The following is a 15,847-nucleotide window of genomic DNA, read 5'->3' as shown; positions in this document are numbered from 1 at the left end:
CTGTTCTCAGCGCTTCACCAGCTTGATGGCGGCCTTGCGGCGAGCAGCACGCTCGGCCTGACGGCGCGCGATGTCGGCGTTCCACGCCTCGACCATCGCCTCATTGATCCGGGCCTTGTCGGCTTGCTCCATGTAGCGTTCCGGCTGGCGTAGGGACTTGTGGCCGGTGATGGTCTGCACGCCCTTGGAGTTAGCGCCCGGAAGCGCGGCGACCTCAGAGGCCCCGGTGTGGCGCAGGCCATGGGCGGTATAGCCCTTCTTCTGCTTCGGCATGCGGGCCCCAATCATGACCAGATGCGCCTTGATCGCTTGGCTCATCGACCGCCGGGTCGCCCACTTCCGACCCTCGGAGCTGACGAGGATGTAGTCCGACGTGGCGGTCTCCTCCTTCGCCTTGTCGAGCGCCTCGATCAGCACGTCCGGTAGCAGGTGGTAGGCGGGCTCCAGCACCATGCCCTTCCTGGTGGTCTTTTCCGGCCACACCTTGACGCCCTTGCCGTCGTAATGCTCCCACTTCATCCGCACGGCGTCGCCGCCGCGCTGGCTGGTGAAGTGCAGCACCATCCGGGCCAGCACGAGGTAATCGGGGGCCGTCTCGTCAAAGCGCTCGATCAGATCGTCGGGCCAGCGCATGTGCGGCTGGCAGTGAGTGTCCTTGTGCTTCTGATCAATCTCCAAGGTGGGGCTAGGCAGCTTGCGGATACCGAAGATCACGTTGTCCGGGTCGGCCGCGCGCGCCGCCTTCCAGATGTTGGAGAGCAGCGTGATGTACAGGTCCCACATCTGCGGGCTCGCCTTGTCCATGAGCCGCTGGGCGGCGTCGCCGTCAATCTCACTGCCGTACTTCGCCTTAACCCGGTCGAGACGCGCAAGGTAGTCCATCTCGCTGGCCATCCGCTCGGCGGCATCGCGGTTCACCTCCCGCAGCGGCTCATTGCCGAATTGCGCTTTCAGCTTGTCCAGCCGCCCGATGTAGATCGTCTGCGTGCCCGGCTTGAGCCCCGTGAAGCTGTCCGACACGCGATAGGTCTCAATCGCCTTGCCGATGGTGCCGGGCAGCGAACGGGCGAGCTTCACGCGCGGCGCGGGCTTCACCTTGTCCCGGTCGGCTTCCAACTTGCGCAGCTTGGCGCGGCAGAGGTCGTACTGGTGCTGAAACGCCTTGCTGGCTTCATCGACCGGCAGCGAGACCAGCTTGACACCAAACTCCTTCGGGAAACGGAAATACAAATAAGGCCGCCCCTTGGCGACCTTTCGGTAGAGATAGTCAGTCCTTTGGACTTCGACCCTTTGCAACATGTGCTTGCTCCAGTTCGCGCAGGCGTCGCAGCAAAGAACTCTCGCTCCCCGGCTCGTCCTTCAAATTGTCGAAGGCAGCATCCAGTTCACGACGATCCCAGAGTGAAGCCGTTCCCAGCTTCACTGGCGGCGGCATCTTCTCGGCATCGACCAGTTCATAGAAAAACCGGGTCGAAATCGACAGATAGGCCGCAGCCTGTTCGGCCCGCATGGCGCGCGGTGGGTATGACAGACCATCCGCCAATTTCCTGCCCACGAACGCACCCCCAATTTACGCGGGAACCCCGCCCAGGACGACGCTTAAAAAACTCGAAAAACCGCAACCATTTCAGTCCCTTGGACCCGGCGACCTCAGGCCCCCGCCTGGGCCGCGCCCTCGCTGGGCAAATCACCCCGCCCCGCCTCTGGGGCCGCCCTGGTGGGCCGTTTCCCGGCCCCTCAGCGGCAGCGGCAGCCATCGCGCGTTCGGCTTGCTTCGCTGCGGTCATCGCGAACTCCTCGGTCGCGTCGCCTTCTCTTGTTCGGCTATCCAGGCGAGCAACGTACTCCGGCGGCCACAGATAACTTCACCCAGCCGAAATAGCGGCATGCCTGAATGTGCAGCAAGATGGTAGACGCGCCGTCGTTTGCTCGGGGAGCCAAATATAAAGCGTGCGATTTCTTCTGCCCCTTCGAGCAAGTCGTCAGCGATGCAATCGTTATCCTGCACCTTCATGCCTCACTCCTACATGCGAAGAACATTGGCGACAGCTTGAATTGTTCGCTGGGTGATCCTTGTTCTTTCCCTGCGATCACCACGCGCCTCGGCGGATGACTGCCCCGGATGTTCACCGAACGAGATGGCGTCCGAGTGGATGAAGTTCAAAACCGAAATTCCGACAATCACGCTAGGAATAGGCTTCTCGAATTCAATCGAGATCCCGTACGTCTCGTTGAGGAAACGCTTTCTACCGAGAACGTGGCCGCGTGTGCCCAGAAGTCCGACCATCTTCGTAATATAGTCGGCCAAGCAGTCCTGCTTGGCCGCTGAAATCATCTCCTCGAGTTCGCTGCCGAACTCGCTCGTTTGCTTATTTCGCTTCGCTCTAAGCGCTCGGTATTGTGTAACAGCGGCAGGCGCGGTGCGCGCCGTATCGGCCATGTTAGCGGCGATCAACAAGTTCGCCGCGTCTGGTGCCGACATTTGCGCGGCCGAGGTTCCTCGCCCTGAAGTCCTGATGAGGCCGTGTTCACGAATAGCTCGTGCGATAGCGCCGACGCGCTCCGCATCGATCCCTTCCACAGCGGCTATGCCTGCCACCAACTGACTAAGTGTCGCCATGACGAGTACCCATCGGTAACCATTGCAAATGGAGGTAAACGCTGTCAAGCTCCCATTTGACGAAATTACAGATGGCGTCGGCCGAGCGGCAACATGAACCTTCAGGTCGTCTGCCGGACGGCTCACAGCTCACGGCATCTTCGCCGAGGTTCTGCCGTCAGCGGGAGCGTTCACATGAAGCCGCGCGACGCCAATGATATTCTGCGCGAGCAAGTACGCAGCAATGAGGTGCGCGCCGCGCCGTCGAGGCCCGCAAGCTGGAGCGACCGGCGGCTGATCTTGTCGAGTGCGGGATTTGTCCAGGGCTTCGTGCCGCCCGACTACGTCATCTTCGGTCTGTTGCAGCGGCGCTTTCTCTACAGCATCACCGGCAAAACCGGAGCAGGCAAGACCGCGATCCTGTTGTTGATCGCTGCGCACGTTGCGGAGGGCAAAAAGATCGTTGACCGCGACGTTGAGAAGGGCCGCGTGGTGTACCTCGCTGGCGAGAACGCCGACGACGTGCGGATGCGCTGGATCGCCTTAGCGCAGCAGATGGGCTTCGATCTGGAGACCCTCGACGTTCACTTCATCCCCGGCGTGTTCAAGATTTCGGAGATGCAGGACCATATCCGGACCGAGATCAAGCAGATCGGCCCCGTCAACCTGATCATCGTGGACACCGCCGCCGCGTACTTCGAGGGCGACGATGAAAACTCCAACACGCAGTTCGGTGACTATGCGAGGCGCACCTTGCGTCCGCTCACCACGATGCTCGGCGAGCCGTGCGTCATCGTAGCCTGCCATCCTGTCAAGAACGCCAGCGACGAAAACCTTATCCCGCGCGGTGGCGGTGCCTTCCTCAACGAGGTGGACGGCAATTTGACGGCAGCCCGCACCGCGTCAGGCGTGGTCGAGCTGCATTGGCAGGGCAAGTACCGAGGGCCTGACTTCGCGCCGATGCACTTCACGACGCGCACCGTCACCCACGAGCAGTTGAAGGACAGCAAAGGGCGGCTGATCCCGACCGTCGTAGCATCGCCGCTGAGCGAACGGGGCCACGCCGACATTGTCCAAGCGGCGCGGAGCCGTCAGGACGAACTCCTGGTCGCGCTGCGCGACGCGGCCAACCGGAAGGCGTCACAGATTGATCTGGCGCGGCACCTTGGCTGGAAGCTGCGCGACGGCAAGCCGCATCACGTCGCGGTCAAACGAGCCTTCAAGGAGCTGGAAAAGGACAAGCTCGTCACTGGGGAGCCGGGCCGTATCGACCTCACCAAGAAGGGGGAAAAGGCTCTGAACACCCTTCTTCAGAACACCCCCAATCTGAACACCCGATGTTCAGACCCTGAACACATCTGAACACGGGAGGCGGTGCAATGAGAAAACTCCATCAAATCGAGATGCTAATGCCTCTGAACATGTTCAGACCGCCTGTTCAGAACTGTTCAAAAGGGTGTTCGGAGGGAGGTCTGAACACACCTCCTCCTCCCTAGGGGAGGAGGTGTTCAGAACCACCGACCCTCGATAGTCAGGCGCGCGGGATCAGCAGGCAATGACAACCGCGAGAGGAGCGCGAACATGAACCTGTACCATTTCACCCATCCCGGCACCGTTCTCCGGATTGCGGCGGAGGGACTGAAGCCGAACGACGACGATTTCATGTCGGGCGGTCTGCCGGTGGTTTGGCTGACGCGGCAGCAGTCGAACGTCATGACAGCCGCCGATGTGGCGCACATGCACAGGATGGAGGTCGGTGATCTCAACAGGAAGGATGACGATCTGATTTTCGGCGGCAAAGCCCGTTTGACGGTGCGGCTGGAGCCTCAAAAGCGGCTGGTGAAGTACCGGGATTTTTTGCGGGATGGCGGTGCGCCGCTGGTCGATCCCGCGTGCCTGACGCAAACTGCGCTTACGCAATGGTACGTCTATCTTGGCGTCATTCCGCCGCGAAAGATCGACATCACCATGACTGTCGCACTGATTGTCGAATGCCTCGATCATCACATTCAGACCCATCCCGATGCGGACGCGCGTGAACGGTTCGCTGAACAGCGGGCGCAAATCGCAACGCTGCCGCCCGATAGGCTGGCGAGCTTTGATTTGAGAACAACTGGATGAAACAGATCGCCTATCGCCTGGAGGGCATCGCCGTGAACCGTCACGCTCGCAGATCGGAGCTGGCCCGCTACCGCCGGGAAACATCCGGCGCGCTGCTGACCTATTTGGTTGATGTCGATCAGCCGCTCGACGTGCCGATCCTAAAGAACGCCGCCCGCTCTTGGCTGGATGCTCTGCCGCGCCGGATGCGGTCCTGCATCGTGTGTTCGGGTCTGATATGGGAGCGGCAGCGCGTCGGCTGGTTGTTGTTGAGCGTGCCAGCGGTGCCGAAGCCGCCAGCAGCATCCGTGTGCGGGATCTGCATTGAGTGCGCCGACCTTCCGCTTGCGGCGTTGGAACGTGCTGCCACGACAGCGTTGCAGGCGGCGGTGCCGGGCGGTCGGTTCGCGCCGATGGAGGCGCGAACATGAAGCGGCCCAGCACTGAGCCACCATCAATTAGGCAGATCGCAAAGCAATTCGGTATCTCGCGCGCCGTGCTTTGGCGCGCGCAGCAGGTTGCCCACATTCCAGCGGAGGAATTTGAACGGCTGATCGAAAGCGACAATCCACCAACGGTCACGTAGATGGTAGAAATTGGCCGCTCGCACGGCGGGCGACCTCGGCTGAAGTGGTCGCGTGCGCTCACGTCACTCAAGAGGGCGTGGGCGGCGGCAACGCCAGAGGAGCGGGCTGAGTTTGTGGCGCATGTTCTCAGCTATGATGGCGAGCGACGATGAAACCGGTTCGACCATCAACATTTGCAGGGGCGTTTCCGGTCGGTCGCGGGCATCCGACGCCCGCCGAAATGCTTTCGCGAGATGAGCGCGACCGATATTTGATCGCGGCTGCGGACAAGTATTGCGCTCGGCTGAGCGACAACGCAGCGGCGGAGTTGCTGGTCGCCAAGCTCAGTCTGTATCGAGCGACCGCTTGGCAACGCGATTGCGATGAGGCGCTTTGTCCCAATCGACATCGAGGCACCATCAGGGAATTTTTCTGGATGATCCTGAAGGCCAGGGATCGTCTGCCGGGCGAGAGGCTGGTCCGCGAGGTGTTGCGGGCGCGCGCGCGCGCGCGGCGCTGACGCTCAGAGCAATTTTATACCGCCGTCGAGCCGACCCCGGTATTTTTTGCCAACGGCCTGCGCCACCGTGTCTCCGATCATCATCATGGAGGCGACACATGAGCTTCGAACCCGGACCCGCGACCCCGCAACCGTTTTCTGCTGGGGTGTACCTCCAGTCGCAACTCGACGTGATCGAGTGGCTGCCGCCCGCTGCTGCCGAACGGCTGCGGCTGCTGCGCCAGCGTGCCGCCGATGCGCATCGGCTCATTCCAGAGTTCGAGACTGTTCGTGAAGCGAGCACGAGGAAGATCGAAGCCGCGAATGAATTGAAGCGGCTGACCGATCACCCGCAAGATTTTGGCTTCAACCTCAAGCCGGATGACCCACGCGTCAAATCCGCAATCAAGCATCTCGAAAAGATGACTGCCGATTTGAAGCGATTGACAGAATTGCGGGAGGTGCGGACGGCGGCATGGCATGCAGCATCCGCCGCGAAGGCTGCGGTCGAGAGTTGGCTTCGCGATGGCAAGCCGCACGGCACCACGCTCGAAGAGGTTGAGACCGAGCCGCCGAAGCTGAACAAGGGCGAGGACGTTTTGTCGGGCATCGAAAGCTTGCGCCGGCGCGTTCGCGAGTTGCGCGCCGACCTGCATCGGATCGCGTCCGCGCCTTACCCGAGCGCCTTCTGCAAGCAGCGCATGCGCGAACAGATCGAGGCCTTGGCGCAGCGTGGAACGCCATCGGTCAGCCGGTTGGTCGAGCTTGATGGGCCGGTGGATTTCCAGACGCAGAGCCTCACATCGGAGGTTCACGCAGAGCGTCGTTCACTGGCCTTCACCGAAACAGCCGACGCGCTCGCGCTGGTCGCGTGGCTGCATCGGGATGCGCTGATTGCCGCGCTTGATCGCGAGATCAGCACGGAAGCCGATGACAAGGCTGCGCTGTCGCACGAAGCACGCCAGAAGGCCGAAGCCGAGGCGCGGGGCGATTTGCTTGCTATCGAGCGCGCCGAAACTGCGCTGGTCTGGCGTGCGATGGACGAGCGGCTGCCAGTGGAGCATCGGCCCGACTGCAATCCGCTGGCGATCTTGGGATGCCAGTTGGTCACGGTTCCGCGCACCAACGGGTCGCCCAGATCGTCGCCGATGCATGCATGGGATGTGCGGCGATGAACACGCATTGTGTGAGCCTGGGCGGCTCCCTGCCAAAGCTTACACCCGGCATCGCACGGACGCGGGACTGGGCGACCATCTCCCGCGCCACCCTCTAACACGAACTGCGTCGACACGGGCATCCTCGTCACCTCAACCCGTGCCGACGTGTCAGGGCGGCGCACCTCGCTGGCAAGGTGTGCCGCCCCATCCGATTATGAATGGTCGCTTCTGCTCTTCATCGGCTTCGAGCACCATAGACCAACCGCGACGCGCCGCTCAGTACGGACGGTACCCGCCGCAAATGTAGTTGCCGTAGGCGTCGTAGCAGTTGCCGCGGTAGGCCCCAGCCGCCGCGGCTCCGACCGCAGCGGCCCCGACCGCCGCCGCACCGACACCATACCCGCGATAGCCGTAGCCGCGATAGGCACCCCCACGATAGCCGTACCGCCCGCCGCGCACCGCGACGGCGCCGCCCCGAGCTCCTCGAACTGCTACAGCGCCGCCGCGGTAGCCTCCACCGCCCCGATAGGCGCCACCCCCGCGACCGCGAGCATCGGCGTCGTCGGGAGTGAAGGTGACTAGCAGCATGGCCGCAGCTGCCGAAGCGATGAGAATTTGACGCAACATTAGGCGTACTCCTTCTTCTGGAGAGGAAGCCGCGGGACACTTGCGCATCGCGCCGAACCGCGGTCTATCCGAAGCTCGCGCGCGGGGGCTGCGCGCTCTTGACCTGGATCAAACCACACGTTCATCTACGTGAACGGAACTGCTCCATTACTCGCTCCATCGTGAGAAGCGATCCGTCCAGTCATGACCGTTGCGGGTGAAACAGCGGACCCGCGCGCCATCCCGGTGCACCATCAGCCAGTAGCCATCCGCTGCATTTACAACTGGGCTTTTCAACATGGAGTTTCCCGATGGCGCTTGATCGGTCGTTCAGGCCGGACCCGGAATTGAAAGGGTCCTACTATCGAAGGTTGGAGGATATCCCGTTGGCTCTTGCCAAGTTCGATGTGACGGCGCTTCCAGCCAATTCTCCTGCGCAATTTGTTGTCTACTATTTCGGGGCCGAGAAACTGGCGAAAGCCATTGTCGGCATCGATCTTAACCAACCAGCGCCCGGTGCATTCCATCAACGCATGGGTGTCAGATTGCCGGAAACCAAATCATCCGCACGCAAGATGAAGCTCACGATTTCGGAAGCCGAACTCGATGCCCTGTTCGAGCATCAATCGCGCCTCCCGCTGCCGTCGAGCGCGATCACGATCCGCAATCGCCTGTCGCACGATTTCGGCCCGACGCAGGTGAGCCACATCCGTCAGCACGCACCGCGATTGGTACCGATCATGGTTAAGTTCATCGGAAACATTGAACTTGTGCTGCAGCATCTGCGCACGCTGTGGACGGCATCACAGACACGACCGTAGTCCAACGCCCTGGGCTTCATCCCACGGTGCGCGCATCCACAAGTTCCCGCTCCAGCACCCTGGGAACCGCTCCAGCGACCGAGAAGGCGGGCTTGATCAAGATCAACGCCGCCGCTCGACTGCCGCAAAAAGTGGTGCATGGCATCAAGACGACTTTTCACCATCGAACTTACCGCGATTGCGGTCATCGTTCTCAGCATGGCCGTACTCGCGTACGTGGGGTTCGCCATTTGGTCAGAACTATGAAGACCGAGGTGCGCCGCGGCCGCCGCTTACGGTTTGGTGATCTGGAGCATGGCATCAATGAAACGCTGTCTCGCTGCTTTCGCAATCGCCGCCAGCCTGTACGCACCAGTTGCGCGCGCCAACGATGCCCTGGAAGCCGAGGTGCGGGCCTACGCTCCGGTCTTCTCCCTCGCCAAAGTATGTGACATCAGGATCAGTGAGGCCACCTCGAGTGACCACCGCGCCATGCTCGAAGCGGTGAAATCCGACCCGAACGCCGACAAACTGGCCTACCGCCTCCATTACGAAGCGCAGACGGCCTACATCAAGGCCCGCGATGGAGGTCAACGGGTCACCTTCTGCAAGGACTTTATTGCAGCCAACAGCCAATACGCCAAGGCGCGCTTCACTGCCGTCGTCGAGGACCTCATGAGCGACGTTAGCACAAGTGTACAGAAAGCGATTGCCCACAACGTCTGCGGTGCACCCCCTGTCAAGCTATCCAAGGCCGACTGGAAGCCGTACGCGCAAATCAAACAGATGCTTCAGAACGAGCAAAAGTTGGCCAAGAAAAACGCCGAGACGAACGGCTGGAACGTCACCGAGGAAACGACGGCGGTCACGGAACAGTTCTGCGCGGCGGTAAAAACCCGATGAGCATCCCGGCGCACCATCAGCCGGTAGCCCTCGTGCTTGATTTCGTGGACCCAGTCCGGGCCGGACGGCGGCTCGGCCACCTTCGACGGTAGACACGGTTCGATGAAGCCGGAGGGACGCCGCTGAATGACCATCAAAATTGTTCATTCATTCGAGGCCGTCAAGGAAAGGGTTGTTGAGTTGCGCTCGCGCCGCGCGATCCTCTTTGTCGGCCCCGCGCATGACGATCCTGAGCGCATCGTCCCGCAGTGGCCGCTGCATTATCTTGGCTTCATCCCACGGTGCGCGCATCCAAACGTCACGCTCTTCGTCGGTCGTCAGGATGACCGGCATGGCCTTCGGATGGATCGGCTCGACCACGGCGTTCGGCGATGTCGTGAGGAAGCCGTACACCTGATGTGGCCCCGGCACCGGCTTGGACTTCGTGCCGCGTTCACCCTTGAACGTCGTCCAGATGCCCGCGAACGCCGTGAGCGGCCTGTCGTCATTGAGTGCGAACCAGACCACGTCCTTTTTCTTGGTCTCCGGGTTCGGCTCGGGCGCGTACTCGGCGAAGCTGTTGAACGGCACCAGGCACCGGTTCTCCGGCTTTAGCCAGCCGCGCCAGTGCGGTGACGACGTGTTGCGGATGTTGGTGACCGGTGGCCCGCCTGTGCGCGGTGGTGGCGGCATGCCCCAGCGCATCATCGCAAGCTCGGTGCCGCTCTCCCGGTGCGGATGGCGGGGGGCAGGAAAGTCCGGAAAGACGCCGGGCATCGGCGCGAGGCTGCCGACATAGAGGTTGACGACGCGAAACAGCGCGATGATCGCCGCTTGGTTCGTGGTGATGCTGTATTGCACATGCAGGCTACTTGTAGGATGGAGCTAGCGATAATGTTTTTTCCAGCCTGCGCATTGCCTTTCCATACCACTTGATTGGTGAGTAGCAGGAGGGTTCGTTCTTCTGCATAATTTCAAGCAGCTTGATTTTTCGACTGGTTTCTTCGTACGTCTTGCCTCGAACAACACTGGCAGTTCGAAAAGACTTTGGGCATTCCTCCTCAATCCGCTCATACCCTGACGCTTCCATACAAAGCGTGATCGCGTCCGAGATTTCCATCTGTGCCACATCGCCAGTAGACTGGTCCACACGGCTCTCCGCGTTGTTCCTGCACGTAGCGAGAGCTTGCGTTTGATCTGAATAGCAACCAGAAAGCACGGCTGCTATGAGGGCCAGTGGTAGTGTAAATCGGAAGGGCTGGTTCATCATTCGCCCGGCCACCATATCGCGGGCGGATCGCTAGCTGAAATCTTGTTTGGCCGCAGCGCTACCAGATGGCTGCGCTTGTAAGGATAGCCTCGGACCTCCGAGCAGTCCTTGCAGCGCATGTAGCGCTCCAGTTCATGGACCGGCGTCGCCTTCGGTCGCCGCACAATGTCGAGGGCGACGGTTTCATTGGTCTCGCAGCCAAGGCAGCGCACCTCGACGAGGTAGCGGTACCCCGCGTTCAGCGCGTCACCTAGCGTGGGCGACGGCTGGGCTGGTCCCTTGAAGCCGAGCATGCGCGCGTTCCACGCCTGACAGGCAAGCCGGTCGGCTGCCTTGCGAGCCTCCGCTGCCTGCTCTGCCGCCGCTCGAACCGACGCGCCGTAAATGCTCTCGCGTGACTTCGTACCCATACCCGTAGGATCGCCGGGCCGCGTGGAACAGGCAAGCCGCTACAGATTGCGGTGGATGGCGTGCCGGGCACAACCGAGGCGACGCGCCACCCGTCACGCCCAAGCTTCCAGCAAGGCCAGAAACCCTGCGATTGGATGCGCTGGCGCGGCCCGCCCGTGTCCTGTAGTCCGCGCTCCCGGCGCGCTGTGCGGCCTTCCTGCGGCCTCGTCCGTGACGCCTGTCTCTGGCGTGGTGGTGGAACGCTCGACGCTAGCCAGTTTGTAATTCATGTCCAACTCAACACGCTTCTTGTGTGGAGCGTCGGCAGTCCACCCAACAATGGCGAGCATCACGATAAAGCCAACGATATACGACACCGCGACAAACCAGCCGTGTCGCAACCACAGCCCGACAGACTTGGCTTCCGGATACATGTTCGAGATTGCGACGCCCGCAGACGAGCCGAACCAAATCATCGAACCGCCGAACCCCACGGAATATGCAAGGAAGCCCCAGTCGTAACCGCCCTGCTTGAGCGCAAGCGCTGTCAGCGGAATGTTGTCGAACACCGAGGACAGGAAGCCGAGACCCAGCGCGGTTTGCCACGAGGCCACCGGCAATTCTTCGACCGGCATAAAGGACGCATTGGTGACAAGGGCCAGAAGGAAGACCGTCCCCTTTAAGGTTTCCGGCATGATCGCCCAATCGGGCTGACGCAGCGGCGCGGTCGCGAGGATAACGATCCACAATGCAAGTCCAATCACGGGGACGGCATCGAGCACCGTCGGAAATTTCAAGTTGGCGATGACGTTAGCCACAATAGCGATGATCAGGATTGCAGCGACAATTCCCACATAAGTCCATTCGATATGCAGGCCACGCTGCGCATCCTTTTTGATTGGGGAATGGCGGTGCTGTACGAGCGCCGCGGGTATCCCGTAGATCAGGAAGCCCGCGACGGCTGCAACATAAGCCTCGACGACACGCAGCGGGCTGATGCCGTCGATCCACATCATGGTGGTGGTGGTATCACCAACGACGCTGCCTGAGCCGCCAGCGTTAGCGGCTGCAACGATTGCGGCAAGGTAACCGATATGTACTTTGCCCTTGAAAACGTGGCGTGCCATTGTGCCGCCGATCAGGGCGGCGGCAATATTGTCGAGGAAGCTCGACGACACAAATACAATAGCAAGCAGAGCCAAGCCGCCACTCCAACCATTTGACAGGAATGCTGGCATCGCGTCGGGAATTCGGCTCTTCTCGAAATGACGCGACAGAATGGCGAAACCGATCAGCAGCAAAAACAGGTTAGCGAGGGTCACCCATTCGTGGTGAAGCTGGAACATCAGGCCGGTTAAGCCCTCCCCCTGTCGGAAGCCAGTAAACAGGAGCTTGTAAAGTGTAACGGCCACAAGCCCGGCCAACGCCACTTGAAGCGTCTTGTGGTGGAACACGGCTACGCCCAACAACGTCAGGCCGAACAGAATGAAATCAACCGGGACGCCGAAGAGGTAGAGGGGCTGTGCCGAGTACACGCCATTCGCGGATGTTGCCGAGGCCGGATTTTCGAACAGGACAGCTAGGGTGGCCACCGCAAAGAATTTGGCTCGTGGCAGGTCTTTGGGTGACAGTCGATGATCCATTGGGCGCACGCTTTCCGCGTGGCGGCCCGACCATCGCTTGACCTGTCACTGCTGCATGCAGCGAACACCCGAAAGTCGTTCTACATACCAACGGTGAGAAGGCAACCGTATTCGACGACCGGGCCGTCGTGGTGATCCGTGATGTCCGCTTCCGGTGAGCGCCGCCTGCCACCTGTCCGTCGCCGTGGACCCGCAAAACAAGCGGTCTGCCTGACGATGGCGACCCTCCGCAATCGGTCGCCTGTCTTTTGATCGTTAGATCGGCGAGCCTGTGTTAAGTAGCTGGGATACCGCCGTAACTAATTGGGCTGCAGCAAACGGCTTGTTCAGCAGAATGCTGTTAGGCACGCCTTTCGACGCCCAATCGTCGGCGGCAGCCCCCGTCACTTAGACTATAGGGAACGCAGGATCAATTTCGCGAGCCTTCTTTGCAACGCGCCATCCATCCAATTTGCCCTTCAGATTGATGTCAGTGACAAGCGCCCCGATACCGCACCTCGCTGTTCTTGATGACAACGCCGCCGTTGAGCAACGTCACCGCCTCGTCACCCGAGGCCGCGATGGCAGGCTCAAAGCCGCCTTCAGCTAGCGCATCTTCGATCATCTGCTGAATGAGGTCGTCATCTTCGACGACAAGTACGACTGGCAACTCCGCCACGATCCACCCGACCATTTAGTTCCATGCGCAAACGCAAGGCAGGCCGCATGGTTCCGTATGAACGTGCAAAAGTGAACATTGCGCGAGCGCTGGCGCCCGCGAGGGCAGTCTCTGCAAGATGGTCGGCAGGGTCCTTTGGAGGGCATGAATTTGTGCGGGGACCGCGCGACCGCACAAACCCTGCATATTTGCGTTTTTCGTTTTTCGATGTTTGTTTGCCGCATCTGCTTTTCAAAAGGCACGCCAGATGCGGCGCATTGATCTGTTTGAGGCCACAATGCAGGGCTGGTCGAGGCTCAATCCGGCGCAGCGCGAGCGGTTTTTCCAAGCGGGCCTGAAGGCGGCGCTGCGGCTCGACAGGCTGGAGTTTCGAGCTTGGCTCCTGCGACGGGTCAGGACCTCGCCGCTCTCCCCTCCGATCGATCTGGCCCGCTTCACGATTTCGGATGCCGATATTGCCCACCTTCTGAGGACGGCGCGCAATGCACCGGGCAGCGAAGCTGCCGCCGAGCCGGACAGGGACGAGGCCAATGGCGGCTAGAAGCCGCAGGCAAACCTTAAGAGGGAAGAGTTGTGATCTAGTTCACATCCTGGACCCAAAGATAAATGATACCTTGAAATTAATGGTGCAGATCAACTCGAACAACGAGGGTTGGATCATGTCCGCCATATTCGACTTCCTCTACCGCGAATACTGCCGTGCCCGCCTCGTCGAAATGCGGAAACAACTTCTGATCTCGCCTGAAAGGCATGAGGTCCCGGAAGCGATTTGCGATGCTAAGGACGCTGTCGGCGAGCAGGGCAATGACAGGCGCGGCATCACGGCATCGCGCCATCAGCACGTCGAGCGCCAGCGTTCTCGAAACCCTTTGCGGTCCTCTCGACCGACGCTGGTCTGATGATCGCCAGCACCTCGTCGGTGACGGGGCGCTGGTCGCGATCGATCCGGCTCGCTTAACGATTTCGGATGCCGATATTGCCTTGCTGCTGAAACAATTGCCTTTGAGGGCGGCGATGCCGATGGCGACAAGATCGCGCGACCCGGCAAACGAGGTGTGGTGCTCATTTGTGGACTTCTAACTACCACCCCGGCAAAGGACCCCCTTCGCCGGGGGCCGTAACCATCACTACTCTGCCTTCGGTGCTTCAACCGCAGCCGGTGCATCCGCCGGAGCCTCCACAGCCGGAGCCTCCGTAGGAGCTGTCTCCACAGCCGGAGCTGCCTCTGGTGCCTTCACAACTTCCTCTACCGTTGGTTCATCTGGTGTCATTGCGATCACTCCTCGGGAGGTTGGGGAAAACCGGCGTGGGCACCTCCCATAAACCTCCCAAAATCGGGCGGGTCTCCGTCACCGATGGATGCCGAGAATAGAGCGGTGATGGAGATACTGTTCCGCAAAACAACGCGAGCTAATGGTCAAAATTGCTCATTCATGAAAATTAAAACGAAACGGGATTTTGCCATCAGATTAGGACGGCATCACGTCATCGCGCCATCACCACGTCGAGCGCCAGCGTTCTCGAAACCCTTTGCGGCCTTCTCGACGGACGCTGGTCTGATGGTCGCCAGCACCTTGTCGGTGACGGGGTTGCGGTCGCCGGTTCAACCTCAGACAACGACGGCAAGCCGCAGGCGTTATCGGCCATTAGAAGGCCGTACAGCGCACCGGGAGCGCGGCACCCGACCGGGCCGCAGCGATGGGCGGGAGGGCGGAAACGCGGCGCTGCGGCTTTAAGCTTCGCCCGGAAATCGGCCGGGCGGCGTGCGCCGCTGTGCGCGGCCAGTCAGAGGAAGTGGGAAACCGTGCGTGGGAAACGCTTGATCTTGCTCGATTGGTCCTTTCCCTCTCGTTAAGGACCTTTGTCCGCTTGCGGCTTCACGGCCGCCAAAACCGCCACGGCGGCCTGAAAATCCTTCAGGCGGGCGGCGCGGCGGGCAGCCGCCTCCTCGTCCACGCCCCATTTCTCGGCGTTCCAGTCCTCGTCGACATGGGCGGCGGCCCAGACCTGGCCGGCATCGCGCACGCCATGGGCGAGCGCCAGCGCCAGCAGCGCCGAACCGGTCAGGGTCGTCACCACGTGGAGCGCCGCGATCGACCAGGGATCACCGGGCAGCGCCGCGCGGGCGGCCTGAACGGCCTCGTCCGGCTGCTTCACATGCATGATGCCTTCGGACAGGATGAAATGCGCGCCCAGCGTCTCCGCGGCCCAGAACAGCACGGGGTCCCAATGCGTGGCCTCGCGGGCGACCAGCCCTTCGGGGTGGCCGGCGCGATAGAACAGCAGGTCGGTCTCGAAGTATTTTGCAAGGTCGTCGCTGACGAGCTCGACGCGATCGATGACACCCTCGACGACGCTGTTGGCGATCCGCGTCAGCGGCATGGTCACGGGACTAATCGTCTCGCCCTGGGCCGCCCATTCCGCGGCCACGGCATCGGCCAGCGCGCGCGACGGGATCACCACCTGGCGGGCCGATGGCGTCCGGATCGGCCTGCCGTCCAGCGTGATGGCGAAGCCGCCCTCGGCCTCGGCCACGCCCGCCTCCTTGTAGAAGCGCTTGCGCTGCGGCGTACGCGCGGCCTGGCGCACCGCCTCCTGCGGATCGAGCGGGGACCGCCCCGCAACCTCATCGAACAATTCGCGCATCTCGTTTCGGCCCCGGTCTCTGAATGCTAGG

Annotated in this window: 18 protein-coding genes and 1 pseudogene; 10 read left to right on the top strand and 9 right to left on the bottom strand. The window is 61.4% G+C overall.

Annotated features, from left to right (window positions below):
• Nucleotides 1-6: 6 nt before the first annotated feature.
• From AB7531_RS17695 to AB7531_RS17685, 3 genes are all read right to left on the bottom strand, one after another.
• Complete coding sequence (locus AB7531_RS17695) at nt 7-1,299, bottom strand: tyrosine-type recombinase/integrase (protein WP_231142159.1); 1,293 nt, start codon at nt 1,297-1,299, stop codon at nt 7-9.
• The gene (locus AB7531_RS17690; protein ID WP_187388023.1) at nt 1,268-1,555 is read right to left on the bottom strand and encodes a helix-turn-helix transcriptional regulator; all 288 of its coding nucleotides are present in this window, start codon (nt 1,553-1,555) and stop codon (nt 1,268-1,270) included. The genes AB7531_RS17695 and AB7531_RS17690 overlap by 32 nt, the downstream gene beginning before the upstream one ends.
• Before the next feature lie 468 nt (nt 1,556-2,023).
• Nucleotides 2,024-2,620: a hypothetical protein gene (locus AB7531_RS17685; RefSeq protein WP_063982613.1), complete on the bottom strand. Its 597-nt coding sequence runs from the start codon at nt 2,618-2,620 to the stop codon at nt 2,024-2,026.
• 174 nt (nt 2,621-2,794) lie between these two features.
• Between AB7531_RS17685 and AB7531_RS17680 the strand changes: the two genes are divergently transcribed.
• From AB7531_RS17680 to AB7531_RS17645, 8 genes are all read left to right on the top strand, one after another.
• Nucleotides 2,795-3,961, top strand: a complete 1,167-nt coding sequence (locus AB7531_RS17680; RefSeq protein ID WP_231142160.1) for an AAA family ATPase — start codon at nt 2,795-2,797, stop codon at nt 3,959-3,961.
• Between the two features lie 300 nt (nt 3,962-4,261).
• Nucleotides 4,262-4,720 (top strand): hypothetical protein, encoded by a 459-nt coding sequence (locus tag AB7531_RS17675; RefSeq protein WP_231142161.1) that lies wholly within the window; start codon nt 4,262-4,264, stop codon nt 4,718-4,720.
• The gene (locus AB7531_RS17670) at nt 4,717-5,130 is read left to right on the top strand and encodes a hypothetical protein (protein WP_063982610.1); all 414 of its coding nucleotides are present in this window, start codon (nt 4,717-4,719) and stop codon (nt 5,128-5,130) included. The genes AB7531_RS17675 and AB7531_RS17670 overlap by 4 nt, the downstream gene beginning before the upstream one ends.
• On the top strand, nt 5,127-5,285 hold the full coding sequence (locus AB7531_RS17665) for a hypothetical protein (protein ID WP_441280023.1): 159 nt from the start codon (nt 5,127-5,129) through the stop codon (nt 5,283-5,285). The genes AB7531_RS17670 and AB7531_RS17665 overlap by 4 nt, the downstream gene beginning before the upstream one ends.
• A gap of 149 nt (nt 5,286-5,434) precedes the next feature.
• The gene (locus tag AB7531_RS17660) at nt 5,435-5,785 is read left to right on the top strand and encodes a hypothetical protein (RefSeq protein ID WP_354078138.1); all 351 of its coding nucleotides are present in this window, start codon (nt 5,435-5,437) and stop codon (nt 5,783-5,785) included.
• Between the two features lie 98 nt (nt 5,786-5,883).
• A complete protein-coding gene (locus AB7531_RS17655) occupies nt 5,884-6,939 on the top strand; it encodes a hypothetical protein (RefSeq protein WP_231142163.1) in 1,056 nt (351 codons plus the stop codon).
• Nucleotides 6,940-7,838: 899 nt separating this feature from the next.
• Nucleotides 7,839-8,348: a hypothetical protein gene (locus AB7531_RS17650; RefSeq protein ID WP_231142164.1), complete on the top strand. Its 510-nt coding sequence runs from the start codon at nt 7,839-7,841 to the stop codon at nt 8,346-8,348.
• A 303-nt stretch (nt 8,349-8,651) separates the two neighbouring features.
• Nucleotides 8,652-9,230: a hypothetical protein gene (locus tag AB7531_RS17645; RefSeq protein WP_063982605.1), complete on the top strand. Its 579-nt coding sequence runs from the start codon at nt 8,652-8,654 to the stop codon at nt 9,228-9,230.
• 147 nt (nt 9,231-9,377) lie between these two features.
• On the opposite strand, the gene AB7531_RS17640 is transcribed toward AB7531_RS17645, so the two are convergent.
• The 5 genes and pseudogenes from AB7531_RS17640 to AB7531_RS17620 all read right to left on the bottom strand — a co-directional run bounded on the left by AB7531_RS17640 (nt 9,378) and on the right by AB7531_RS17620 (nt 13,185).
• Nucleotides 9,378-10,070, bottom strand: a complete 693-nt coding sequence (locus AB7531_RS17640; protein ID WP_425364247.1) for an SOS response-associated peptidase family protein — start codon at nt 10,068-10,070, stop codon at nt 9,378-9,380.
• 7 nt (nt 10,071-10,077) lie between these two features.
• Nucleotides 10,078-10,359, bottom strand: a complete 282-nt coding sequence (locus AB7531_RS17635; RefSeq protein ID WP_187388018.1) for a hypothetical protein — start codon at nt 10,357-10,359, stop codon at nt 10,078-10,080.
• 116 nt (nt 10,360-10,475) lie between these two features.
• Nucleotides 10,476-10,889 carry a hypothetical protein gene (locus AB7531_RS17630; protein ID WP_063982602.1) on the bottom strand — a complete coding sequence of 138 codons (414 nt, stop codon included), beginning with the start codon at nt 10,887-10,889 and terminating at the stop codon, nt 10,476-10,478.
• A 93-nt stretch (nt 10,890-10,982) separates the two neighbouring features.
• Nucleotides 10,983-12,512 carry a citrate transporter gene (locus AB7531_RS17625; protein WP_341850524.1) on the bottom strand — a complete coding sequence of 510 codons (1,530 nt, stop codon included), beginning with the start codon at nt 12,510-12,512 and terminating at the stop codon, nt 10,983-10,985.
• 255 nt (nt 12,513-12,767) lie between these two features.
• Nucleotides 12,768-13,185 (bottom strand): annotated as a pseudogene (locus AB7531_RS17620) (response regulator).
• A gap of 232 nt (nt 13,186-13,417) precedes the next feature.
• Between AB7531_RS17620 and AB7531_RS17615 the strand changes: the two are divergent.
• Nucleotides 13,418-13,711, top strand: coding sequence for a hypothetical protein (locus tag AB7531_RS17615; protein WP_063982600.1), 294 nt, complete (start codon nt 13,418-13,420; stop codon nt 13,709-13,711).
• Between the two features lie 263 nt (nt 13,712-13,974).
• Nucleotides 13,975-14,250 carry a hypothetical protein gene (locus AB7531_RS17610; RefSeq protein WP_187388017.1) on the top strand — a complete coding sequence of 92 codons (276 nt, stop codon included), beginning with the start codon at nt 13,975-13,977 and terminating at the stop codon, nt 14,248-14,250.
• Between the two features lie 771 nt (nt 14,251-15,021).
• Here AB7531_RS17610 and AB7531_RS17605 read toward each other — a convergent pair.
• Nucleotides 15,022-15,816, bottom strand: a complete 795-nt coding sequence (locus AB7531_RS17605; RefSeq protein WP_063982597.1) for an ATP12 family chaperone protein — start codon at nt 15,814-15,816, stop codon at nt 15,022-15,024.
• Nucleotides 15,817-15,847 lie beyond the last annotated feature (31 nt).

Origin of the sequence: Bradyrhizobium sp. 63_E2_N1_3, assembly GCF_052076005.1 — a bacterium.
Lineage (GTDB): Bacteria > Pseudomonadota > Alphaproteobacteria > Rhizobiales > Xanthobacteraceae > Bradyrhizobium > Bradyrhizobium barranii.
The sequence above is the reverse complement of the archived record's forward strand: the minus strand, read 5'-3'. Positions and strand labels throughout refer to the sequence as shown.